We start from the raw sequence: 23585 nt of genomic DNA, 5'->3' as shown, positions 1-23585 counted from the left end.
TGGTCAGCAAGATGTGACGCCGTACCATCACCCGTACCGTCCACCGCACCCGCACCAGGAGTACCGCCATGGGCCGCCGCCCCCTGCCCCGCCGCACGGCCCTGCTCGCCTGCCTCACCGCGGTCCCGCTCTCGCTGGTGCTCTGCTCCTGCGGCTCCGGCGAGGGGGACGGTGCCCAGGCCGTGCCGAGCGGTCTCGAGACGCCCAAGCTCACCGCCGTCGACATCAACGCGCACGACCGCGCCGACCTGCGCCAGGGCGGCACCCTGAACGTCGCGATCGCCCAGTTCCCCGACCAGTGGTCGCCGATCCACGCCGACGGCAACGAGTCCTCCACGATGACCGTCACCAAGCCGCTGCTGCCGACCTTCTTCCGCTCCGACGCGGCCGGCACCCAGACCCCCAACCCGGCCTACCTGCAGGACGTCCACGCCGAGGTCGCGAACGGCCGCCAGGTCGTCACCTGGACGCTCAACCCGAAGGCGAAGTGGTCCGACGGCACCCCGATCACCTGGCGCGACATCGAGGCCAACTGGCGTGCGCTCAAGGGCGACGACCCGGCCTGGAAGGCGGGGAGCAGCACCGGGTTCGAGCTGGTCACGGCGGTCGAGCGGGGCAAGGACGACTTCCAGGCCGTCATGACCTTCGAGCGGCCGTTCTCCGAGTGGCAGTCGATGTTCAACGGCGCCGCGAACGCCCCGCTGCTGCCCGCCGGCCGGATCGCCACCCCGGAGCTGTTCAACACCTCCTACCTGGACGCGATCCCGGTCACTGCCGGCCCGTTCAAGGTCGAGAAGCTGGACCGGGCGGCCCAGACCGTCACCCTGGTCGCCGACCCGGCCTGGTGGGGCGAGAAGCCGATGCTCGACCGGATCGTCTTCCGTGCCGTGCTGCCGAACGGGATGGCGGCGGCCTTCGCCAAGGGCGACGTCGACTTCTTCGACAACGGCCCGGACGTGGCCGGCTACCAGCTGGTCAAGAGCATCAAGGGCGCCGTCGTCCGCCGTGCCGGCGGGCCGGACTTCCGCCAGTTCACGCTGAACAGCAGGAGCCCGCTGCTGACCGACCCGACCGTCCGCCAGGCGGTGTTCCAGGCGATCAACCGGGACGCCATCACCCGCACCGACCTCAGCGGCCTGGACTGGCCCACCGTCACCCTCAACAACCACCTGCTGGTGTCCAATCAGAACGCCTACCGGGACAACTCGCTCGGCCTCAGCCGCTACGACCCGGCCGAGGCGGCCCGCAAGCTGGACACGGCCGGCTGGAAGCTCGACGGCGACGTCCGCCGCAAGGACGGCAAGGAGCTGAACCTGCGGATGGTCGTCCCGGCCGGCGTCACCCAGGGCCAGAACGAGGCCGTCGCGACCACCAGGATGCTCAAGGACGTCGGGATCAAGGTCACCACCGTCACCGTCGCCGCCAACGAGTTCTTCGACAAGTACGTCAACCGGCACGACTTCGACATCGCCGCCTACTCGCTGATCGGCACGCCGTTCCCGGCCAGCGGCAGCCGGGCCAACTTCGTCCAGAACGGCGGCACCAACACCTCCCAGGCCGGCAGCCCGTCCGCCGACGCCGCCCTCGACCGGGCCGCCGCCGCGACCGACGCGGCCACCGTCTTCGAAGCCATCAACCAGGCGGACGGCGAGCTGTGGAAGGTGGCCGGCGTGCTGCCGCTCTACCAGCGCCCGCAGCTCTTCGGTGCCCGCGCCAACCTCGCCAACCTCGGGGCGCACGGCCTCTCCGACATCGTCTGGGAGAACGTCGGCTTCACCAAGTAGCAGCCGGAGCCGGAACGGTCCGGACCCCGGGGCCGGCGTGGCCCCGGGGCCCGGACGCCGCGTGCCCGGACGCCGCGTGCTCAGGCCGCGTGCCCGGACGCCGCGTGCTCAGGCCGTACCGATCACGTCCCGGACCTCGGCGAAGTGGCACGCCGACTCGTGCGCCGCCGGACCGCTCAGCCCGGACGGCACCGCGAGCAGCGGGACCTCGGTGCTGCAGCGCTCCTCCGCCTTCCAGCAGCGGGTGCGGAACCGGCAGCCGGACGGCGGGTTGGCCGGCGAGGGCAGGTCGCCGCTGAGCAGGATGCGCTCGCGCTGCTCCCGGCCGGTCGGGTCCGGCACGGGCACCGCGGAGAGCAGCGCCTGGGTGTACGGGTGGGTCGGGTGGGAGTAGATCTCGTCCTCCGTCCCGATCTCGACCATCTTGCCGAGGTACATCACGCCGACGCGGTCGGAGATGTGCCGGACGATCGAGAGGTCGTGCGCGATGAACATGTAGGAGAGCTCGAACTCGCTCTGCAGCTGCTCCAGCAGGTTGATCACCTGCGCCTGAACGGAGACGTCGAGCGCGGAGACCGGCTCGTCGCAGATGATCACCTCCGGCTTGAGCGCCAACCCCCGGGCGATGCCGATGCGCTGGCGCTGGCCGCCGGAGAACTGGTGCGGGTACCGGTTGATGTACTCCGGGTTCAGACCGACGACGTCCAGCAGGTCCTGGACCGCCTTGCGACGGTCGCCCTTCGGCGCCACCTCGGGGTGGATCTCGAACGGCTCCCCGATGATGTCGCCGACCGTCATGCGCGGGTTCAGCGAGGTGTACGGGTCCTGGAACACCATCTGGATGTTCCGGCGGACGGCCTTCAACCCTGCGCCGGAGAGCCGGGTGATCTCCTCGCCCTTGAACAGCACCCGGCCCGAGGTGGCCCGCTCCAGGTTCATCAGCACCTTGGCCAGCGTGGACTTGCCACAGCCGGACTCGCCGACGATGCCGAGCGTCTCCCCCTTGCGCAGTTCGAAGGAGACGCCGTCCACCGCCTTGACCGCGCCGATCTGCCGCTTGAAGACGATGCCCTGCGTCAGCGGGTAGTGCTTGACCAGGTCGCTGACCTCCAGGATGGGCTCAGCCATGGAGGGTCTCCTTCCAGAAGTGGCAGGCGCTGCGGCGGCCCGGCAGATCGGCGCCCTCGGCGTCCAGCACCGGAATCAGCCGCGGGAGTTCGGTGCGGCAGCGGTCCGCCGCCCGGTCGCAGCGCGGGTTGAAGGCGCAGCCCTCGGGGATCCGCAGCAGGCTCGGCGGCAGGCCCTGGATGGCGTAGAGGCTCTGCCCCTTCTGGTCCAGCCGGGGGATCGAGTTGAGCAGGCCCTTGGTGTACGGGTGGGCCGGCCGGGCGTAGAGCTCGTGCACCGGGGCGGTCTCGACGATCCGGCCCGCGTACATCACCGCGATCTTGTCCGCGACGTCGGCGACCACGCCGAGGTCGTGGGTGATCAGGATCAGACCCATGTTGAACTCGGCCTGCAGCTCCGCCAGCAGGTCCATCACCTGCGCCTGGACGGTCACGTCCAGGGCGGTGGTGGGCTCGTCGGCGATGATCAGGTCGGGCTCCATGGAGAGCGCCATCGCGATCATGATGCGCTGGCGCATGCCGCCGGAGAACTGGTGCGGGTAGTCACCCACGCGCTGTCGCGCGGCCGGGATGCGCACCCGCTCCATCAGCTCGATCGCCTTGGCCTGGGCCTCCCGGCGCGAGGCGCCCTGGTGCACCCGGAACATCTCGCCGAGCTGGTAGCCCACCGTGAGCACCGGGTTGAGCGAGGAGAGCGCGTCCTGGAAGATCATCGCGATCTTCCGGCCGCGGACCGCCCGCCGCGCCTTGGGGGCCATGGTGAGCAGGTCCCGGCCACGGAAGCGGATGGCGCCCGCGGTGATCTTCCCGGGCGGCATGTCGAGGATGCCCATGATCGCCTGCGCGGTCACCGACTTGCCCGAGCCGGACTCGCCGAGCACCGCCAGGGTCTCACCGGCCGCCACCGAGTAGCTCACACCGTTGACGGCCTTGGCCACGCCGTCGCGGGTGTGGAACTCGATGTGCAGGTCGTCGACCTCCAGCAGCGGGGTGCCGGGCTCCAGGCCCTCCCGGCCGCCGCCGAGCAGCTCCACCGCGTCCGGGCGCGGCGCGCCGTCCCGGGACGGCTTCGCCGGCTTCGTCGTGTCACTCATCGTCCGCGGCCCTCCTATCGCAGCTTCGGATCGAGGGCGTCGCGGACCGCGTCGCCGAGCATGATGAACGCCAGCACGGTGATGCTCAGCACGACGGCCGGGAAGAGCAGCACGTGGGGGGCGGTCAGGAAGCGGGACTGCGCGTCACTGATCATCAGACCCCAGGAGATGGCCGGGGACTGGATGCCGATGCCGAGGTACGAGAGCGCGGCCTCGGCACCGATGTAGACGCCCAGGTTGATGGTCGACACCACGATCACCGGGGCGACCGCGTTCGGCAGGATGTGCCGGGTGACGATCCGCCCGGTGCCGGCGCCGAGCGCCCGCGCCGCCACCACGTAGTCGTTGTGCTTGTTGGAGAGCACCGCCGAGCGCATCAGCCGGTAGATCTGCGGCCAGCCGAGCACGGCCATCACCGCGGAGACCGTCCAGGCGTTGCCCTTGCCCCAGGTCGACATGATCAGCATGCCGCCGAGCAGCAGCGGGATGGCGAAGAAGATCTCGGTGACCCGCGAGAGCGTGCTGTCCCAGAGCCGGCCCACCCAGCCGGCCCAGAGCCCGAGGGTGCCCCCGATGGCGACCACCAGCGAGGTCGTCAGGATGCCGACGATGATGGAGTTGCGGGCGCCCCAGACCGTGCGGGTGTAGATGTCGCAGCCCTGGACGTCGAAGCCGAACCAGTGGTCCGCGCTGGGGCGCTTCAGCGAGTCGGCGAGGTTGCAGAAGCCGCCCTCGGTCGGGTCCCGGTCGGTGAACAGCTGCGGGGCGACGGACAGCGCCACCATGAGCACCACCAGGAAGGCGCCGATCAGGAACAGCGGGTTGCGGCGCAGGTCGTACCAGGCGTCGGTCCAGAGGCTGGCCACCCGCTCGGTGCCCGTAGCGCCGCTCTTGGCGGTGGCGGCGTCCGCGACCGCGCCCGCGGCCCGGGCGGCCGGCCCGGTCCCGGCCGAGCCGTCCCCGGACGGTCCGGAGCCGGCCTGGCCCGGGATCGCCGCCTTCGTGTTCTCGCTCTTCGTCGGCTCACTCATAGCGGATCCTCGGGTCAAGGACGGCGTACAGCAGGTCGACCACCAGGTTGGCGAACAGGTAGACCAGCACCAGGGCGCTGACGATGCCCACCACGATGGTGCGTTCCCGCAGGTAGACGGACTGGAAGAGCTGGTGTCCGACCCCGGGGATGTTGAAGATGCCCTCGGTGATCACCGCTCCGCCCATCAGCCCGCCGAGGTCCATGCCGATGAAGGTCACGATCGGGATCAGCGCGTTGCGCAGGCCGTGCCGGATCACCACCCGGAACGGGCTGAGGCCCTTGGCGACCGCCGTTCGAACGTAGTCCGCCCGCATCACCTCGATCAGGCTGGTCCGGGTCAGCCGGGCGACGTACGCCAGTGAGGTCGCGGCCAGCACGTACGCCGGCAGCAGGTAGGAGCGGAAGCCCGCCTCCTCGTTGAAGGAGACCGTGAAGAAGTCGATGCCCCAGTCGTTCTTCAGCTTCACGCCCAGGAGCAGCTGGAGCACGAAGCCGATCACGAAGGTCGGGATGGAGATGACCATCAGGGTGGAGATCAGCACCAGGTTGTCGAGGAACCGTCCGCGCCGGAGGGCGGCCAGCACGCCGGCGGCGACGCCGACCGCCATCTCCAGCGCCACCGCGGCCACCGCGAGGTTGATGGTGTACGGGAACGCGCGGGTCATCACGTCGACGACCTCGTTGCCGCGGTAGTCCTCGCCGAAGTCGCCCTTGAACAGTCCGACCAGGTAGTCCCAGTACTGGACGAAGAACGGGTCGTCCAGGTGGTAGCGGTCCCTCAGGACCGCGACCACGGCGGGGTCCTGCCGCTTCTCACCGGCCAGTGCCGTGATGGGGTCGCCAGGCAGCAGGAAGACCAGTGCGTAGATCAGGAACGTCGCGCCGAGGATCACAGGTATGGCCTGGATCATCCGGCGGACCACATAGCGGCCCATGCGGCCTCCTCGTGGTTCGGGGCACGCCGGAGCCGGGCGGCGCGGGGGTCCCCCGCGCCGCCCGTCGGGGCGTGCCGGTCAACGGGTTCGAGGTCAGGCCAGCTCGACGTTGGCGAGGTCGATCCGGTTCTGGGCGTCGATGACCACGTTCTTCACGGCCTTGGTGTAGGCGCCGGAGGTCATGTACGTGTACACCGGGATGTACGGCAGTTCCTTGATCAGGATGTCGTCGGCCTGCTGGTAGAGCTTGATGCCCTCGGTGTCCGAGGTGGCCGAGTCGGCCTTGGCGAGCAGGGCCTCGAAGTCCTCGTTGACGTAGCCGCCGTAGTTGGACCCGTTCTCGATGGCGATCTTGGAGAAGATCGGCCGCAGGTAGTTCTCGATCGACGGGTAGTCCATCTGCCAGGCCATCCGGAACGCGCCGGAGTACTTGTGCTCACCGAGCGCGGTGAGGATCGCGCCGAACTTCTCGAACGGCTTGAAGGTGACCTCGATGCCGAGGTTGCTCTTCAGCTGGTTGCCGACGGCCTCGATCCACTCCTTGTGGCCGCCGTCCGCGTTGTACCCGATCTCCAGGGTGTTTCCGGGCAGGCCGCCGGCCTGGGTGAAGAGCTCCTTCGCCTTCGCCGGGTTGTACTTGGCGGCGTCGCCGAGCGCGCCCTGGCGGTAGCCCGGGATGATCGGGCTGATGAAGTCGTCGGCCGGCTTGCGGGTCCCGGAGAAGATCGTCTTGGTGATCGACTCCCGGTCGATCGCCATCGAGATCGCCTTGCGGATCTCCGGCTTTCCGAACGCCGGATTCGTCGAGATCGGGAATCCGAGGAAGCCGACCCCGGATTCCGGCTTGTAGATGTAGCGCTCACCGAACTCCTGCGCGACGGTCGACATCGCCGAGATCGGCAGCTTGTTGGTGATCTGGATGTTGTCCGCACGCAGGTCGTTGTACGCGGTGTCCAGCTTGTCGTAAATCTTGAAGGTGACGGAATCCAGCTTCGCCTTTCCGTCCGCCGCGGGGAAGTTCTCGTACCGCTTCACCTTGATCTGCTTGTTGTGCTCCCACTTGCCGTCCATCTGGAACGGCCCGTTGCCGATCGGCGCCTCCTCGAAGGCCTTCGGGTCGGTGAAGAAGGCCTTCGGCAGCGGGTAGAACGCGGTGTAGCCGAGCATGGTCTTGAACTGCGAGAACGGCGCCTTGAGGGTCACCGTGAAGGTCTTGTCGTCCACCACCTTGAGGCCCTTGAGCTCCTTGGCGGCCGGCTTCTTGTCCTTGCCCGGCGCCAGCTCGTCGGCGCCGAGGATCTTGTCGTAGAAGGGCAGGCCCTCCTGCGCGTTGTCCTGGTTGGCCCCGTAGTTCCAGGCGTCGACGAAGTTCTGCGCGACGACCTTCTCGCCGTTGTGGAAGGTGTAGCCGTCCTTGAGCTTGATCGTCCAGGTGGTGGCGTCGGTGGTCTCGATCGACTGGGCGACCCGCAGGGTCGGGGCGTTGGTCTTGCGGTCGTACTCCACCAGGCCGGCGAAGAGCTGGGCCAGGACCTGCGCGCCCTCGGACTCGGCGGTGTTCTGCGGCACCAGGCCGTGCTGCGGCTCACCCGACTCGATGCTGATCGAGCCGCCCTTCTTGCCGGATCCGGCACTCCCCTGGTCCGACGACTTCTTGTCGCCACCGGTGCTGCAGGCGGAGATCGCCAGCGCGGTGCACGCCGCCAGCGCGGTCCAACGCATCGTCTTGGTGAGCCTCATTCAACTGCTCCTCGATTTAGGGGCTTACGAACGAACGGCAGGTCCCGCCACTCGGTGTGCCGGACATGGCGGAGGACGACATCGCAGGGCCGATCCACGCAGTTGGCGAGGTGACCGCTGATATGCGCAGAGCAACTATCGATCACCCGACCCCTTCCGCGGAATCGCCGTCACATCTCTTTTCAATTACATGCTCAGACCAAGTCGTGACAATGCGCTCCAATTCCTGCATATCGCGCCCGGAGGGCTCCGCTCCGGATTCCGGATAACGGACGACAAGCGCCGGTATCCGATGCTTTACGGAGCGTAATGATCAATTCCGGCCGGGAATTCCGGAGTTTCCGCAGGACAACAGCAGGGCGCGCCCTCCGGGGGGAGGGCGCGCCCTGGTTCGCCGGGTGGACCGGCGACGTCAAACGGTTTCTGGCGGGCCGGCCGCACCCCCGGACTCCGCCCCGCGCTCGGCCGCGAAGTGGCAGGCCGAGTCGTGCCGCGCGAGCCCGTCCAGCCAGGAGGGCGCCGCCAACAACGGGACCTCCAGGGCGCACTTCTCCTGCGCCTTCCAGCAGCGGGTGCGGAAGCGGCAGCCGGACGGCGGGTTGGCCGGCGAGGGCACGTCCCCGGTCAGCACGATCCGGTCGCGGGTCTCGCGCGCCTGCGGGTCCGGCACGGGAACCGCTGAGAGCAGCGCCTGGGTGTACGGATGGGTCGCGTGGTCGTAGATCTCCGCGTCGGTGCCGATCTCGACCACCTTGCCGAGGTACATCACGCCGACGCGGTCGGAGATGTGCCGGACGATGGAGAGGTCGTGCGCGATGAACATGTACGAGAGGTTGAACTCGCTCTGCAGCTGCTCCAGCAGGTTGATCACCTGCGCCTGAACGGAGACGTCGAGCGCGGAGACCGGCTCGTCACAGATGATCACCTCCGGCTTGAGCGCCAACCCCCGGGCGATGCCGATGCGCTGGCGCTGGCCGCCGGAGAACTGGTGCGGGTACCGGTTGATGTACTCCGGGTTCAGACCGACGACGTCCAGCAGGTCCTGGACCGCCTTGCGGCGGCCGCCCTTCGGCGCCACCTCGGGGTGGATCTCGAACGGCTCCCCGATGATGTCGCCGACCGTCATGCGCGGGTTCAGCGAGGTGTACGGGTCCTGGAACACCATCTGGATGTTCCGGCGGACCGCCTTCAACCCGGCGCCGGAGAGCCGGGAGATCTCCTCGCCCTTGTAGCGGACCGACCCGCTGCTGGCCGGCTCCAGGCTCATCAGCACCTTGGCCAGCGTGGACTTCCCGCAGCCCGACTCCCCCACGATGCCGAGCGTCTCCCCCTGCATCAGGTCGAACGAGACCCCGTCGACCGCCTTCACCGCGCCGACCTGCTTCTTGAAGACGACGCCCTGGGTCAGCGGGAAGTGCTTGACCAGCTCCCGCACCTCCAGGATCGGCTCGCCGCGCCGCACCTCGTGCGTGAAGGCCACCTCCTGCGGCACCGACGCCCCCATCGCGGTGGCCCCGTCAGCGGTCATGGAGGGTCTCCTTCCAGAAGAAGCAGGCGCTGCCCCGCCCGGCCAGCTCGGTACCGTCGTCCTCGGTCACCGGGAAGAGGTCCGGTACCTCGCTCCGGCAGATCGCCTGGGCCCGGGGGCAGCGCGGGTTGAAGGCGCAGCCCGGCGGGATCCGCAGCAGATTGGGCGGCAGGCCCTTGATCGCGTACAGCTCCTGGCCCTTCTGGTCCAGGCGCGGGATGGAGTCCAGCAGGCCCTTGGTGTAGGGGTGGGCCGGCCGGGCGTAGAGCTCGTGCACCGGGGCGGTCTCGACGATCCGGCCCGCGTACATCACCGCGATCTTGTCCGCGACGTCGGCGACCACGCCGAGGTCGTGGGTGATCAGGATCAGGCCCATGTGGTACTCGGCCTGCAGTTCGGCCAGCAGGTCCATCACCTGGGCCTGGACGGTCACGTCCAGGGCGGTGGTGGGCTCGTCCGCGATGATCAGGTCCGGCTCCAGTGCCAGGGCCATCGCGATCATGATGCGCTGGCGCATGCCGCCGGAGAACTGGTGCGGGTAGTCGCCGACGCGCTGCTTGGCCGCGGGGATGCGCACCCGGTCCATCAGTTCGACGGCCTTCTCCCTGGCCTCCTTGCGCGAGGTTCCGCGGTGCGCGCGGAACATCTCGCCGAGCTGGAAGCCCACGGTGAGCACCGGGTTGAGCGAGGAGAGCGCGTCCTGGAAGATCATCGCGATCTTCTGGCCACGGATCTTCCGCCGCTCCTCCTTGCCCATCGTCAGCATGTCCCGGCCCCGGAAGCGGATCTCGCCCCGGGGGATGCGGGCCGGCGGCATGTCGAGGATGCCCATGATCGCCTGCGCGGTCACCGACTTGCCCGAGCCGGACTCACCGAGCACCGCGAGCGTCTCCCCGGCCCGCACGCTGTAGTTGACGCCGTTGACCGCCCGGGCCACCCCGTCCCGGGTGACGAACTCGACGTGCAGGTCCCGGACGTCGAGCAGCGGCCCCTCGAAGGGCGCCTCCCGCTCCGGCTTCCCGGTGTCGACCTCTGTGGTCACAATCGCTCCCCTTCGCTCAGCGCAGCTTCGGGTCGAGGGCGTCGCGGACCGCGTCGCCCATCATGATGAAGGCCAGCACGGTGACGGAGAGCGCCGCGGCCGGGAAGAACATGACGTACGGCGCCGTCCGGATCACCTTCTGGGCCGAGGCGATGTCGATGCCCCAGGAGATGGTCGGGTCCTGCAGGCCGATGCCGAGGAAGCTCAGCGTGGCCTCGGTGGCGATGTAGCCGCCGAGCGCGATGGTCGCCACCACGATCACCGGCGCCACCGCGTTCGGCAGGATGTGGCGGACCATCAGCCGCCCGGTACCGGCGCCGAGTGCCCGTCCGGCCATCACGTAGTCGGCCTGTTTGACGGTCAGGACGGCACCGCGCATGACCCTGGCGATCTGGGTCCAGCCGAGGACGACGAGCGCGAGGACCACCGCCCAGACCGTGCGGCTGGAGAAGCCGTTCAGCAGCACCAGGGCGCCGAGCAGCAGCGGGACGCCGAAGAAGATGTCGATGATCCGGGAGAGCACCGCGTCCACCGCGCCGCCGAAGTAGCCGGCCACCATGCCGGTCAGGCCGCCGAGCAGGGTGACCCCCGCCGTGACGAAGATGCCGACGGTGATCGAGGCCCGGGCGCCGTACACCACCCGGGCGTAGATGGAGCGGCCCTGGGCGTCGTAGCCGAACCAGCCGGCGCCGAAGAAGTCCGTCCAGTCCGGCCGTTTGAGGTAGTCGTGGACCAGGTCGGCCTTGCGCGGATTGGCGTCGGTGAAGGCCCAGGGGAAGATCGACATGATGATCAGCAGCAGGATCAGCAGCGCGGAGATCAGGAAGATCGGCCGCCGCCGGAGGTCCCGCCAGGCGTCGCCCCAGAGGCTGCGCGCCTCCTCCCGCTTGGTGACGTTCTCCTCGACCAGGGTCTCCAGCTCGACCGCCATGCCCTGCTCCCCCGCGAAGTCCAGGTGGTCGACGCCCGGCTTCGGGTGCGGCTCGAAGTCGCCCTCGTCGTGCAGGTCAGGCATAGCGGATCCTCGGGTCCAGGACCGCGTAGAGCAGGTCGACGATCAGGGAGGCGACCAGGTAGACGATCACCAGGACGGTCACGATGCCGACCACGGTGGGGCCCTCCTTCTGGTTGATCGCCCGGTACAGGACGTTGCCGATGCCCTGCACGTTGAAGATCCCCTCGGTGACGATGGCGCCGCCCATCAGCGCGCCGAGGTCGGTGCCGAGGAAGGTGACCACCGGGATCAGCGAGTTGCGCAGCAGGTGCCGGCTCACGATGGTCCGGCGGGGCAGGCCCTTGGCGACCGCCGTGCGCATGTAGTCGGCCCGCAGGTTCTCGCCGATGGACGTGCGGGTGAGGCGGGCCACGAACGCGAGCGAGAGCGAGCCGAGCACGATGGCGGGCAGGATCAGCTGGGAGATGTCGGTGGAGTCCTGCACCGTCGGCGTGACCCAGCCCAGGTTGGTCGCGAAGATCGTCTGGGCGATGTACGCGAGCACGAAGACCGGGATCGAGATCACCACCAGGGTGAGGAAGAGGACCGCGGTGTCCTCGATGCTGCCGCGTCGCAGACCGGAGACCAGGCCGAGCGCCAGACCGAAGATCAGCTCGAAACCGAAGGCGAGCAGCGCGAGCCTGATCGTCACCGGGAAGGCGTCCGCCATGATGTCGGTGACCGAGCGGCCGGTGAAGCTGGTGCCGAAGTCGCCCTGGAAGAGGTTGCCCATGTAGTGGAGGTACTGCTTCCAGACCGGCTGGTCGAGGTAGTACTTGTGCTTGAGGTTGGCCACCACCGCGGGGTCGGCGGCCTTCTGCCCGAACAGCGCCGAGACCGGATCGCCCGGCAGCGCGTAGACCAACAGGAAGATCAGCAGCGTGGCGCCGAAGAACACGGGGATCATCTGCAGCACCCGCCGCAGCACGTAACTGCCCATCCGAGCCCTCCTTCCTAGGTGACCGACCGGCCGGCTGGCCGATGGGGCCGAGTGCCCGGGCCCCGCCCCCTGTGCGGGGAGGGCGGGGCCGGCCGGGTTTGGGCCCCTCCTGCCCGATGCCGGGCGAGGGGTGGGCCCCTCCTGCCCGATGGCGGGCGAGGAGGGAATCAGCCCTTGACCTCGACCTGGGTCCAGGCCGGGTTTCCGAAGGAGTCGAAGCTGACGTTCTGGACGTTGTTGGAGTAGCCCGAGTTGGTGCGGTAGTACCAGAGCGGGATGGCCGGCATGCCGCTGCCCAGCACCGCCTCCGCCTGCTGGTAGCCGGTCACCGAGCCCTGGACGCTGTCCGCCTGGTCCGCCTGGGTGGCCAGCTGGTCGAACTGCGGGTTGCTGTAGCCGAAGTCGTTGGACGCGGCGCCGGTCCGGTACACGTCGGCGAGGAAGTTGGCGTTCAGCGGGTAGTCCTGCACCCAGCCGGTGCGGAACATGCCGTCGATCTGGTGCCCGGTGATCGCCGCGCGGGCGGTCTTGAAGTCGGGCTTCGGGTCGCCGACGCACTCCACCCCGGTGCTCTGCCGGATCGAGTTGCAGACCGCGTCGACCCACTCCTTGTGGCCGCCGTCGGCGTTGTAGGTGATCGTCAGCTTGTTGTTCGGGACGCCACCGCCCTGGGTGATCAGCTGCTTCGCCTTGTCCGGGTTGAACGTGCAGAAGTCCCCGCACTGGCCCGACTTGTAACCCTCGACGCCGTCCGCGACCCAGGCGCTGGCGGGCGCGCGCGAGCCCTGGAGCACCGTCTTGGTGATGGTGTCGCGGTCGATGGCCATCGAGATGCCCTGGCGGACGAGGGCCTTCTCCGGCGCGGCCCAGTCCGACTGGTACAGCGTGAAGCCGAGGTTCTGGATGGCGCCCTGCGGGGAGTCGATCGCGCGGTCGCCCAGGTCGTTCTTGTAGGTGGCCAGGGCGGAGGGCGGCACCTGGTCCATCACGTCCAGGTTGTTGGACTGCAGGTCCGCGTAGGCGGCCTCGGCGGTGCTGTACATCTTGAAGACGACGCCGCCGTTCTTCGGCTTGTCCACGCCCTGGTAGTTCGGGTAGGTCTTGGTGACCACCTGCTGGTTGTGGTCCCAGCTGACGAACTGGTAGGGGCCGTTGCCCACCGGCTTCTGCCCGTACCCGGCCGGGTCGTTGAAGAAGCCGGCCGGCAGCGGGGAGAAGGCGATGTAGCCGAGCTTGTACTCGAAGTACGAGACCTTGCCGCTCAGCTTGATCGTGAAGTGCGTGTCGTCGACGACGGTCAGCCCGGACATCTTGGTGGCGGTCGGCTGGCCGCTCTCCGGGTGGACGTCCTTGTAACCCTCGATGTCCGAGAACCAGGAGCTGTTGATCTGGTTGTTGGTGGACGTCGCGCCCCAGTTCCAGGCGTCGACGAAGCTGCTGCTCTTGACCGGGGAGCCGTCGTGGAAGGTCCAGCCGGACTTCAGGGTGACGTTGAAGGTCTGCGAGTCACTGGTGTCGATGCTCTCGGCGACCTGCATGCGCAGCTTGGCGTTGCTCGGGTCGTAGTCGACGAGGCCCTTGAAGAGGTTCTGGATGATGCGACCGCCACCGGTCTCGTTCGCGTTGGCCGGCTGCAGCGGGTTCTGCGGCTCGCTGCTCTGGTAGCTGAAGGTCTTGTTGCTGTCCGACGAGCTGCTGCCGCCTCCGCCGCTGCTGCACCCGCTGGCCACCAGGGCCACGGATGTCGCACCGGCGAGGACCCATCGAGCGCGGGTGGCTGCGGGCATGGAGGTCCCTCCTCAAGGTGTGTGTCGCATCACACCCCATGAGAAGCGCGGCCTCGCGGCGGCGCGAGCCGGGTACCCCCGGACGGGTGCAGGCGCCTGCCCTCCCGGGTTGACGGAACGCCGGAAGGGCCCGCGGCTCGAAAGCCGCGGGCCCTTCCGGGTGACGCCTCGGGGATCAGACGGCGGCGGCCGTCTCCCGGACCTCGGCGAAGTGGCACGCCGACTGGTGCTTGGCCGCACCGGTCAGCACCTCGGGCACCGCGAGCAGCGGGACCTCGGTGCTGCAGCGCTCCTCCGCCTTCCAGCAGCGGGTGCGGAAGCGGCAGCCGGACGGCGGGTTGGCCGGCGAGGGGATGTCGCCGGTCAGGATGATCCGGTCGCGGCTCTCGCGCGCACCCGGGTCCGGCACCGGCACCGCGGAGAGCAGCGCCTGGGTGTACGGGTGGGTGGCGTTGTCGTAGATCTCCTCGTCGGTGCCGATCTCGACCATCTTGCCGAGGTACATCACGCCGACGCGGTCGGAGATGTGCCGGACGATGGAGAGGTCGTGCGCGATGAACATGTAGGAGAGCTCGAAGTCGCTCTGCAGCTGCTCCAGCAGGTTGATGACCTGCGCCTGGACGGACACGTCCAGGGCGGAGACCGGCTCGTCACAGATGATGATCTCGGGCTTGAGCGCGAGACCGCGGGCGATGCCGATGCGCTGGCGCTGGCCGCCGGAGAACTGGTGCGGGTACCGGTTGATGTACTCCGGGTTCAGACCGACGACGTCCAGCAGGTCCTGGACCGCCTTGCGACGGTCGCCCTTCGGCGCCACCTCGGGGTGGATCTCGAACGGCTCCCCGATGATGTCGCCGACCGTCATGCGCGGGTTCAGCGAGGTGTACGGGTCCTGGAACACCATCTGGATGTTCCGGCGGACGGCCTTGAGGGCCGCGCCGGACAGCTTGGAGATGTCCTCGCCCTTGAACAGGACCTGGCCGGAGGTGGCCCGCTCCAGGTTCATCAGCACCTTGGCCAGCGTGGACTTGCCACAGCCGGACTCGCCGACGATGCCGAGCGTCTCGCCCTTCATCAGGTCGAACGAGACGCCGTCGACCGCCTTGACCGCGCCGACCTGCTTCTTGAAGAGGATGCCCTGGGTCAGCGGGTAGTGCTTGACCAGGTCCTTGACCTCCAGGATGGGCTCAGCCATGGAGGGTCTCCTTCCAGAGGTGGCACGCGCTGCGGCGGCCGGTGAGCTCCTTGCCGTCCTTGTCGGTCACCTGGTGCAGCTTCGGGATCTCCGAGCGGCACAGGTCGGTGGCGACGTCACAGCGGGGGTTGAACGCGCAGCCGGCCGGGACCTTCAGCAGGTTCGGGGGGAGGCCCTTGATCGCGTAGAGCTCCTGGCCCTTCTGGTCCAGGCGCGGGATGGAGCGGAGCAGGCCCTTGGTGTAGGGGTGCGCGGGGTTGGAGTACAGCTCGTGCACCGGGGCGGTCTCGACGATCCGGCCCGCGTACATGACGGCGATCTTGTCCGCGACGTCGGCGACCACGCCGAGGTCGTGGGTGATCAGGATCAGGCCCATGTTGTACTCGGCCTGCAGCTCCGCCAGCAGGTCCATCACCTGCGCCTGGACGGTCACGTCCAGGGCGGTGGTGGGCTCGTCGGCGATGATCAGGTCGGGCTCCATGGAGAGCGCCATCGCGATCATGATGCGCTGGCGCATACCGCCGGAGAACTGGTGCGGGTAGTCACCCACGCGCTGCTTGGCCGCGGGGATGCGCACCCGCTCCATCAGCTCGATGGCCTTGTCCCGCGCCTCCTTCCGGGAAGCGCCGCGGTGCACCCGGAACATCTCGCCGAGCTGGGCACCGACGGTCATCACCGGGTTCAGCGAGGAGAGCGCGTCCTGGAAGATCATCGCGATCTTCTGGCCACGGATCTGCCGGCGCTGCTCCTCCTTCATGGCGAGCATGTCCTCGCCGCGGAAGAGGATCTGGCCCTGGCTGATCTTGCCGGGCGGCATGTCGAGGATGCCCATGATGGTCTGGGCGGTCACCGACTTGCCGGAGCCGGACTCGCCGAGCACCGCCAGGGTCTCACCGGCGGCCACGGAGTAGTTGACGCCGTTCACGGCCTTCGCGACGCCGTCCCGAGTGTGGAACTCCACGTGGAGGTCGCGGACCTCCAGCAGCGGGGTGCCAACCTCAAGGCGGCCGCTCTTCTGGTTCTTCTCGATCACGGTGGTCATCGGGTCGTCACCTCTTCTCTCAGCGGAGCTTCGGGTCGAGGGCGTCGCGGACCGCGTCGCCGAGCATGATGAAGGCCAGCACGGTGATGCTCAGCGCGGCCGACGGGAAGAGCAGCACGTGCGGCGCGTTCAGGAAGCGGACCGACGCGTCGCTGATCATCAGACCCCAGGAGATCTGCGGCGGCTGCACGCCGATGCCGAGGTACGACAGGGCGGCCTCGGCGCCGATGTAGACGCCCAGGGAGATCGCGGCCACGACGATGACCGGCGCGATGGCGTTCGGCAGGATGTGCCGGAAGGTGATCCGGCCGCTGCCGGCGCCCAGCGCACGGGCCGCCATCACGTAGTCGTTGTTCTTGTTGGAGAGCACGGAGGCGCGCATGATGCGGAAGATCTGCGGCCAGCCGAGGACGGCCATGACGACCGACACGGAGACGGCGTTGCCCTCGCCCCACATCGACATGATCAGCATGCCGCCGAGCAGGAGCGGGATCGAGAAGAAGATCTCCGTGAAGCGGGACAGGATCGAGTCGATGATCCCGCCCTTCCAGCCGGCCAGCAGGCCGAGCAGGGAGCCGGCCACGGTGACCATCACGGTGGTCAGGATGCCGACGATGATCGAGTTGCGGGCGCCCCACACCGTGCGGGTGTAGATGTCGCAACCCTGGACGTCGTAGCCGAACCAGTGCTCGGCGTCCGGCCGCTTCAGGGAGTTGGCCAGGTCGCAGGCGCCACCGTCGAACGGGCTGCCGTCGGTGAACCACTGCGGCACGATCGACAGGACCACCAGGAAGGTGACCAGCACGGCACCGATGACGAAGATCGGGTTGCGGCGCAGGTCGTACAGGGCGTCCGACCAGAGGCTCGCGACGCGCTCGGGCTTCTGCTTCTTCTCCGGGGCGGTCTTCGAGGTGTTGTCCTCGGGCTGGGCCTCGGGGCCCTTGGTGATGGTGTCACTCATAGCGGATCCTCGGGTCGAGCACGGCGTACAGCAGGTCCACGAGCAGGGTGGTGACCAGGTAGATCATCACGAGCAGCGTGACGACGCCGACGATGACCGTGCCCTGCTTCTGGTACACGGACTGGGCGAGCAGACCGCCGATGCCGTGCATGTTGAAGATCCTCTCGGTGATCACCGCGCCACCCATCAGGCCACCGAGGTCGGCGCCGAGGAAGGTGACGATCGGGATCAGCGCGTTGCGCAGGGCGTGACGCCCGATCACCCGACGGCGCTTCAGACCCTTGGCGACCGCGGTGCGGACGTAGTCCGCGCGCATGGTCTCCATCAGGCTGGTGCGGGTCAGGCGGGCGACGTAGGCCAGCGACATCGAGGCCAGCACGAAGGCCGGCAGCAGGTACGCGCGGATGCCGTCGTCCTCGTTGAACGAGACCGAGAAGAAGTCGAAACCGTAGTCGTTCTTCAGCTTGACGCCGAGCAGCAGCTGGAGCATGAAGCCGGTGACGAAGACCGGGATCGAGATCACCAGCAGCGTGCTGATGAGGACCAGCTGGTCCAGGAACTTGCCCTTGCGCAGGGCCGCCATGACACCGGCCGCCACACCGATGACCGCCTCGATGACGAAGGCCACCAGGGCGAGGTTCACGGTGTACGGGAAGGCGTCGCCGATCATTTCGCTCACCGAGCGACCGGTCAGGCTCTCACCCAGGTCGCCCTGGAAGACGCCGGAGATGTAGTTCCAGTACTGAACGATGAACGGGTCGTTCAGGTGGTACTTCTGGCGGATCATCTCCGCCACGATCGGGTCGGCTCGCTTCTCGCCGGCCAGCGCCTGAACCGGGTCCCCCGGCAGGTAGTGGACCAGGGCGTAGATCAACAACGTCGCACCGATGAGGACAGGGATCGCCTGTATCAGTCGGCGGATCACATAGCGGCCCATCAGACCTCCATACTTTCGGACAAGGAAGGGAGGCGGGAGGACTCGGACTGTAGTCCGGTCCGCCCGCCCCCGTTCGTCTGACTACCAGATCAGCCGGCGAGCTCGACCTGAGCCAGGTTCATGCGACCCTGGGCATCGGTGTCGAAGTTCTTGATCTTCTTGCTGTAGGCCGCGGAGGACATGTAGGTGTACACCGGGATGTACGGCAGGTCCTGGATCAGGACGTCGTCGGCCTGCTGGTACAGCTTCAGGGCCTCGTCGTCGGTCTTGGCCTGGTCGGCCTGGTCGAGCAGGGTCTCGAACTTCTCGTTGACGTAGCCGCCGTAGTTGGAGCCGTTGTCGATGGCGACCTTGGAGAAGATCGGACGCAGGTAGTCCTCGATCGACGGGTAGTCCATCGACCACGCCATGCGGAAGGCGCCCGAGTACTGCTTGTCGCCCAGCGCGTCCAGGATCTTGCCGAACTTCTCGAACGGCTTGAAGGTGACCTCGACGCCGAGGTTCTTCTTCAGCTGGTTGCCGACGGCCTCGATCCACTCCTTGTGGCCACCGTCGGCGTTGTAGCCCAGCTCGATGGTGTTGTTCGGAACACCGCCGGCCTGGGTGAAGAGCTCCTTGGCCTTGGCCGGGTCGTACTTGGCCGCGTCGCCCATGGCGCCCTTGCGGTAGCCCGGGATCAGCGGGTTGACGAAGTCGTCGGCCGGGACGCGGGTGCCCGAGAAGATGGTCTTGGTGATCGCCTCGCGGTCGATCGCCATCGAGATCGCCTTGCGGATCTCCGGCTTGCCGTAGGCGGCCGGGTTGGTGGCGATCGGGAAGCCGATGTAGCCGACGCCCGACTCCGGCTTGTAGATGTAGCGGTCGCCGAACTCGGCCTTGACGCCGGCCATCGCCGAGATCGGGAGCTTGTCGGTGGCCTGGATGTTGTCGGCGCGCAGGTCGTTGTACGCGGTGTCCAGGTTGTCGTAGATCTTGAAGGTGACGCCCTGGAGCTTCGCCTTGCCGTCCGAGGCCGGGAAGTTCTCGTAGCGCTTGACCTTGATCTGCTTGTTGTGCTCCCAGGAGCCGTCCATCTCGAACGGGCCGTTGCCGATCGGCTTCTCGCCGAAGGCCTTCGGGTCGGCGAAGAACGCCTGCGGCAGCGGGTAGAACGGGTTGTACCCGAGCATGGTCTTGAACTGCGAGAACGGCGCGGCGAGGGTGACGGTGAAGGTCTTGTCGTCGACGACCTTCAGGCCCTTGAGCTCCTTGGCGGTGGGCTTCTTGTCCTTGCCCGGGGCCAGCTCCTCGGAACCCTCGATCTTCGCGTAGAAGGGCAGGCCCTCGGCGGCGTTGTCCTGGTTGGCGCCCCAGTTCCAGGCGTCCACGAAGGACTTGGCGGTGACCTTCTCACCGTTGTGGAAGGTGTAGCCGTCCTTGATCTTGATCGTCCAGACCTTGCTGTCCGTGGTCTCGATCGACTCGGCCACGCGCAGCTTGGGGGCGTTGGTCTTGAAGTCGTAGTCGACCAGGCCGGCGAAGAGGGCGTTCTCGACCTCGGTGCCCTCGGACTCCGCGGTGTTCTGCGGAACCAGACCGTGCTGCGGCTCGCCGAGCTGGACGGCGATGCTGCCGCCGCCGGAGGAAGCCTTGTCGTTGCTCTTCGAGCTGGTGCTGCAAGCGGTCGCCGCGAGGGCGATCGCGGTCGCCGCGACGAGCCACTTGGTCTGGGTTGCACCGCGCATGGGGGATGCCTCCTGAAATCGACTTTTCAACGAGGAGAGCACTTCGGGCGACTGACGCCGCTTCCGCTGTGCCGTCCGCGCTCGTGGTTTCGGCGCGCACCCCTGCGCGTTAACCCTTGACCCGAGCCTGACTGCACCCACTATCCGTCACGCACGGACACGAAAGTGAACACTGCCGATCTCAATTAGGTCACATGAACGGTCGGTAAGTTTCGAAAATCGGACATATGAGACATACTCAGACAGGTACCAAACGGACAGTCGTCATGGATGACGGACTGCCGTGTTCGCTCAGCGGACACCCGACCGCGGTTAGCGCTATTCCGTTTATACGCGCGTCGACAACTTGGAGTAGTTGAAAAAGATCGCCCCCCTTCCCATTGGAAAGGGGGGCGATCGTTTCAGGCCAAAGGACCCGGGAAGGCGGAGATCACGCCTTCTTCGCGCGCGAGGCGGTGCGGCCGCGGTCCTTCTGGTCGAGGACGACCTTACGGATGCGAACAGTCTCCGGGGTCACCTCGATGCACTCGTCCTCGCGGCAGAACTCCAGCGACTGCTCCAGCGAGAGCTTGCGCGGGGGGACGATCGACTCGGCCACGTCGGCGGTCGAGGACCGCATGTTGGTGAGCTTCTTCTCCTTGGTGATGTTCACGTCCATGTCGTCGGAGCGCGAGTTCTCGCCGACGATCATGCCCTCGTACACCTCGGTGCCCGGCTCGCAGAAGAGCACGCCGCGCTCCTGCAGGTTGGTCATCGCGAAGGCGGTGACGACGCCGGCCCGGTCGGCGACCAGCGAACCGTTGTTGCGGGTGGTCAGGGTGCCGAACCACGGCTCGTGGCCCTCGTGGATCGAGTGCGCGATGCCGGTGCCGCGGGTGCTGGTGAGGAACTCGGTGCGGAAGCCGATCAGGCCGCGGGACGGGACGACGAACTCCATCCGGACCCAGCCCGAGCCGTGGTTGGACATGTTGTCCATCCGGCCCTTGCGGACACCCATCAGCTGGGTGACGGCGCCCATGTGCTCCTCGGGGACGTCCACGGTCAGACGCTCCACGGGCTCGTGGATCTTGCCGTTGACCTCCTTGGTGACCACCTGCGGCTTGCCGACGGTCAGCTCGAAGCCCTCGCGGCGCATGGTCTCGATGAGGATCGCCAGCGCCAGCTCACCGCGGCCCTGGACCTCCCAGGCGTCCGGACGCTCGGTGTCCAGGACGCGCAGCGAGACGTTACCGATCAGCTCGCGGTCCAGGCGGTCCTTCACCTGACGGGCGGTGACCTTCCGGTCGACCTTGACGCCGGACTTGGCGTCCGCGCCCTTGCCGCTGCCGCCCCGGCCAACCAGCGGCGAGGTGTTGGTGCCGATGGTCATCGAGATGGCCGGCTCGTCCACCGTGATCAGCGGCAGCGCGATCGGGTTCTCCGGGTCGGCCAGGGTCTCGCCGATCATGATCTCCGAGATGCCGGCGACGGCGCAGATGTCACCGGGGCCCGCCACCTCGGCCGGCTTGCGGGTGAGCGCCTCGGTCATCAGCAGCTCGGAGATGCGGACGTTGGAGATGGTGCCGTCACGCTTGATCCAGGCCACGGTCTGGCCCTTGCGCAGCTCGCCCTGCTCGACGCGGAGCAGCGCGATGCGGCCGAGGAAGTTGTCGGCGTCGAGGTTGGTGACGTGGGCCTGGAGCGGCGCGTCCTCCTCGAACGTCGGGGCCGGGACGTGTTCCAGGATGGTGGAGAAGAACGGCTCCAGGTTGGTGCTGTCGGCCGGGACGGTGCCGTTCTCCGGCTTGGTCAGCGAGGCGACGCCGTCACGGGCGCAGGCGTAGACGATCGGGAACTCGATCTGGTCCTCGTCCGCGTCCAGGTCCAGGAAGAGGTCGTAGGTCTCGTTGATGACCTCGTCGATCCGGGCGTCCGGGCGGTCCGTCTTGTTGATGCAGAGGATGACGGGCAGACGGGCGGTGAGCGCCTTGCGCAGCACGAAGCGGGTCTGCGGCAGCGGGCCCTCGGAGGCGTCGACCAGCAGGACGACCGCGTCCACCATCGACAGACCGCGCTCGACCTCGCCACCGAAGTCGGCGTGGCCCGGGGTGTCGATGATGTTGATGGTGATCGGCGCGCCGCCGTCCTTGGGGTGGTACTTGACCGCGGTGTTCTTCGCGAGAATGGTGATGCCCTTCTCGCGCTCCAGGTCGTTCGAGTCCATCATGCGGTCGTCGAGCTGCTGGTGGGCGGCGAAGGCGCCGGCCTGCTTCAGCATGGCGTCGACCAGGGTGGTCTTGCCGTGGTCGACGTGGGCGACGATGGCGACGTTACGGATGTCGTTGCGCGTGGGCATGCCTAGCGGATTCTCCCGGAATCGTGGGTTGCGGCGCCCGGCCCGCGAGACGCCGACCGGCGATCCCTGTTGATCGCCGCCGCCCGTTCCGCCTGCTACTACCGGTCCACCCGCCGGGCAGGACATGCCACGGCTTCCTCCTATCGTACGGGGAACCACCCAGGTGGGCCGAAACGGCGACCCCGGGCGGGACCAAGATCACAGCTGGATCACACACCTTTCACCCGCAAGCCTCCTTCCGTCACCCTGTCCGGCTGTGAAGAACTTCCTCTGGCTGCTGCTCGCCGCCGTGTCGGTGACCGGGCTGTTCCTGACCGGGAGAGCCGACCTCGGCCTCGTCCCGACGCTCTACCTCGCGGGGTACGGGCTCTCGGCCGTCCTGGCGCAACTCTGGGTGCTGCTGACCGCCCGGCTGCAGAGCAAGGTGGTCTTCCTCGTCAGCCTCGGCTACGGCCGGATCGTGGCCGAGGCCGTGATCGGCCGATCGCTCGTCCAGCTCAGGGCGGTCCCCGGCCCGCTGCACGTCAACTGGTGCATATCCCGGGCGCCGATGGCCCGCCTGCGGGTCTGGCTCGGCACCGCCCTCTCCGTCGGTCTCCAGAGCGCATTGGCTCTCTGGCTGGCAACGGGCGGCACGGCGTACTGGCCGGTGGGCGCGGGCATCCTCAGCGCGACTGCCGCTCGGGTCCTGCGATCGCTGCGCGGGACGACCGGAACCGGCCGCATCCTCCTGCTGATGCCCTTCCGGCCGTCCTCGCTGGCCCTCGGCTCCGAGGCCAACATCCGGGCCGGGGTCGCCCTCTGGCAGGGGCGGATCGCCGAGCTGCGGGCCGTGGCTCCGGAGCTGGCCCCCGAGGACAACCCGGACTTCGACCTGGCGGTTCTGGCGCTCGCTGAGGGCCGCTACGCCGACGCCGAGGAACGGGGCCGCCGCTGTCTGGCGCAGGCGGGTTCGCAGGCCGACGCCGTCGACGCCGCTCTGATCATCGGCAGCGCGATCGTGGGGGCGGCGGACGCCGGCGAGCTCCCGCCCGACCGGTACCTGCCCCGGCTGATGACCATCATGGGTGAGTTCAACGGTCCGCCGAAGGCCGTGCTCCGCAACGTCCCCGCCGCGATCGACTTCGCCCGTCTGGAGAACCGGCTAGACGACGCTGTTGCCGCCGGCCATGGGCAGCGCGGAATGTACTTCGCCCGGTTCTGGCGAGCCGAGGCCGACTGCTCGCTGGCCGCCGCGCTCGGCGCCACCGGGCGCTTCGACGAGGCGCGGGTCGCCCTGCAACGGGCCCGGAAGAACTGCCCCGGACTGGCCCGGATCGCCCTGGTCGAGCGGCAGCTGGAGCAGTGGGCCGCTGCTGCGCCGGTGGAGGTCCGCCCCGTCAGGGGG

The 23585-nt window shown here is 68.2% G+C and carries 18 protein-coding genes; 2 read left to right on the top strand and 16 right to left on the bottom strand.

Features of this window, described 5'->3' with window-relative positions; translation table 11 throughout:
- Positions 1 to 68: 68 nt before the first annotated feature.
- Positions 69 to 1784 (top strand): ABC transporter family substrate-binding protein, encoded by a 1716-nt coding sequence (locus MCM47_RS33220; protein ID WP_238949944.1) that lies wholly within the window; start codon positions 69 to 71, stop codon positions 1782 to 1784.
- A 108-nt stretch (positions 1785 to 1892) separates the two neighbouring features.
- Here the strand turns inward: MCM47_RS33220 and MCM47_RS33215 are convergent, their stop codons facing one another.
- The 16 genes from MCM47_RS33215 to typA form a co-directional block, all read right to left on the bottom strand.
- Positions 1893 to 2912 (bottom strand): ABC transporter ATP-binding protein, encoded by a 1020-nt coding sequence (locus MCM47_RS33215; protein ID WP_238949942.1) that lies wholly within the window; start codon positions 2910 to 2912, stop codon positions 1893 to 1895.
- On the bottom strand, positions 2905 to 4005 hold the full coding sequence (locus tag MCM47_RS33210) for an ABC transporter ATP-binding protein (protein ID WP_238949941.1): 1101 nt from the start codon (positions 4003 to 4005) through the stop codon (positions 2905 to 2907). The genes MCM47_RS33215 and MCM47_RS33210 overlap by 8 nt, the downstream gene beginning before the upstream one ends.
- A gap of 14 nt (positions 4006 to 4019) precedes the next feature.
- Positions 4020 to 5036, bottom strand: a complete 1017-nt coding sequence (locus tag MCM47_RS33205; RefSeq protein ID WP_238949930.1) for an ABC transporter permease — start codon at positions 5034 to 5036, stop codon at positions 4020 to 4022.
- Positions 5029 to 5973, bottom strand: a complete 945-nt coding sequence (locus MCM47_RS33200; protein ID WP_238949928.1) for an ABC transporter permease — start codon at positions 5971 to 5973, stop codon at positions 5029 to 5031. Before MCM47_RS33200 ends, MCM47_RS33205 begins: the two co-directional genes overlap by 8 nt.
- Positions 5974 to 6066: 93 nt before the next feature.
- Positions 6067 to 7713: an ABC transporter substrate-binding protein gene (locus MCM47_RS33195; protein WP_238949924.1), complete on the bottom strand. Its 1647-nt coding sequence runs from the start codon at positions 7711 to 7713 to the stop codon at positions 6067 to 6069.
- A 412-nt stretch (positions 7714 to 8125) separates the two neighbouring features.
- Positions 8126 to 9217, bottom strand: a complete 1092-nt coding sequence (locus MCM47_RS33190) for an ABC transporter ATP-binding protein (RefSeq protein ID WP_238950289.1) — start codon at positions 9215 to 9217, stop codon at positions 8126 to 8128.
- A gap of 13 nt (positions 9218 to 9230) precedes the next feature.
- Positions 9231 to 10283, bottom strand: a complete 1053-nt coding sequence (locus MCM47_RS33185; protein ID WP_238949922.1) for an ABC transporter ATP-binding protein — start codon at positions 10281 to 10283, stop codon at positions 9231 to 9233.
- Positions 10284 to 10299: 16 nt separating this feature from the next.
- A complete protein-coding gene (locus MCM47_RS33180; protein ID WP_238950287.1) occupies positions 10300 to 11214 on the bottom strand; it encodes an ABC transporter permease in 915 nt (304 codons plus the stop codon).
- Between the two features lie 76 nt (positions 11215 to 11290).
- Entirely contained in the window at positions 11291 to 12217 is a 927-nt protein-coding gene (locus MCM47_RS33175) for an ABC transporter permease (RefSeq protein ID WP_238949920.1), read from the bottom strand.
- 167 nt (positions 12218 to 12384) lie between these two features.
- Entirely contained in the window at positions 12385 to 14004 is a 1620-nt protein-coding gene (locus tag MCM47_RS33170; RefSeq protein ID WP_238949919.1) for an ABC transporter substrate-binding protein, read from the bottom strand.
- Positions 14005 to 14179: 175 nt separating this feature from the next.
- The gene (locus MCM47_RS33165) at positions 14180 to 15199 is read right to left on the bottom strand and encodes an ABC transporter ATP-binding protein (protein WP_238949916.1); all 1020 of its coding nucleotides are present in this window, start codon (positions 15197 to 15199) and stop codon (positions 14180 to 14182) included.
- Positions 15192 to 16241 carry an ABC transporter ATP-binding protein gene (locus tag MCM47_RS33160; RefSeq protein ID WP_238949914.1) on the bottom strand — a complete coding sequence of 350 codons (1050 nt, stop codon included), beginning with the start codon at positions 16239 to 16241 and terminating at the stop codon, positions 15192 to 15194. Before MCM47_RS33160 ends, MCM47_RS33165 begins: the two co-directional genes overlap by 8 nt.
- Before the next feature lie 19 nt (positions 16242 to 16260).
- The gene (locus tag MCM47_RS33155; RefSeq protein ID WP_238949912.1) at positions 16261 to 17202 is read right to left on the bottom strand and encodes an ABC transporter permease; all 942 of its coding nucleotides are present in this window, start codon (positions 17200 to 17202) and stop codon (positions 16261 to 16263) included.
- Positions 17195 to 18139, bottom strand: a complete 945-nt coding sequence (locus MCM47_RS33150; protein WP_238949910.1) for an ABC transporter permease — start codon at positions 18137 to 18139, stop codon at positions 17195 to 17197. Before MCM47_RS33150 ends, MCM47_RS33155 begins: the two co-directional genes overlap by 8 nt.
- An 89-nt stretch (positions 18140 to 18228) precedes the next feature.
- Positions 18229 to 19863, bottom strand: coding sequence for an ABC transporter substrate-binding protein (locus MCM47_RS33145; protein ID WP_238949899.1), 1635 nt, complete (start codon positions 19861 to 19863; stop codon positions 18229 to 18231).
- Positions 19864 to 20293: 430 nt separating this feature from the next.
- Positions 20294 to 22198 carry a translational GTPase TypA gene (gene typA, locus MCM47_RS33140; RefSeq protein WP_238949897.1) on the bottom strand — a complete coding sequence of 635 codons (1905 nt, stop codon included), beginning with the start codon at positions 22196 to 22198 and terminating at the stop codon, positions 20294 to 20296.
- Positions 22199 to 22454: 256 nt separating this feature from the next.
- Between typA and MCM47_RS33135 the strand changes: the two genes are divergently transcribed.
- The coding region (locus MCM47_RS33135) for a hypothetical protein (RefSeq protein WP_238949856.1) at positions 22455 to 23585 on the top strand (1131 nt) is incomplete at its 3' end.

This window comes from Kitasatospora sp. A2-31 (assembly GCF_022288725.1).
In the GTDB taxonomy this organism is placed as follows: Bacteria; Actinomycetota; Actinomycetes; order Streptomycetales; family Streptomycetaceae; genus Kitasatospora.
This window is presented reverse-complemented; position numbering and strand designations above follow the sequence as displayed.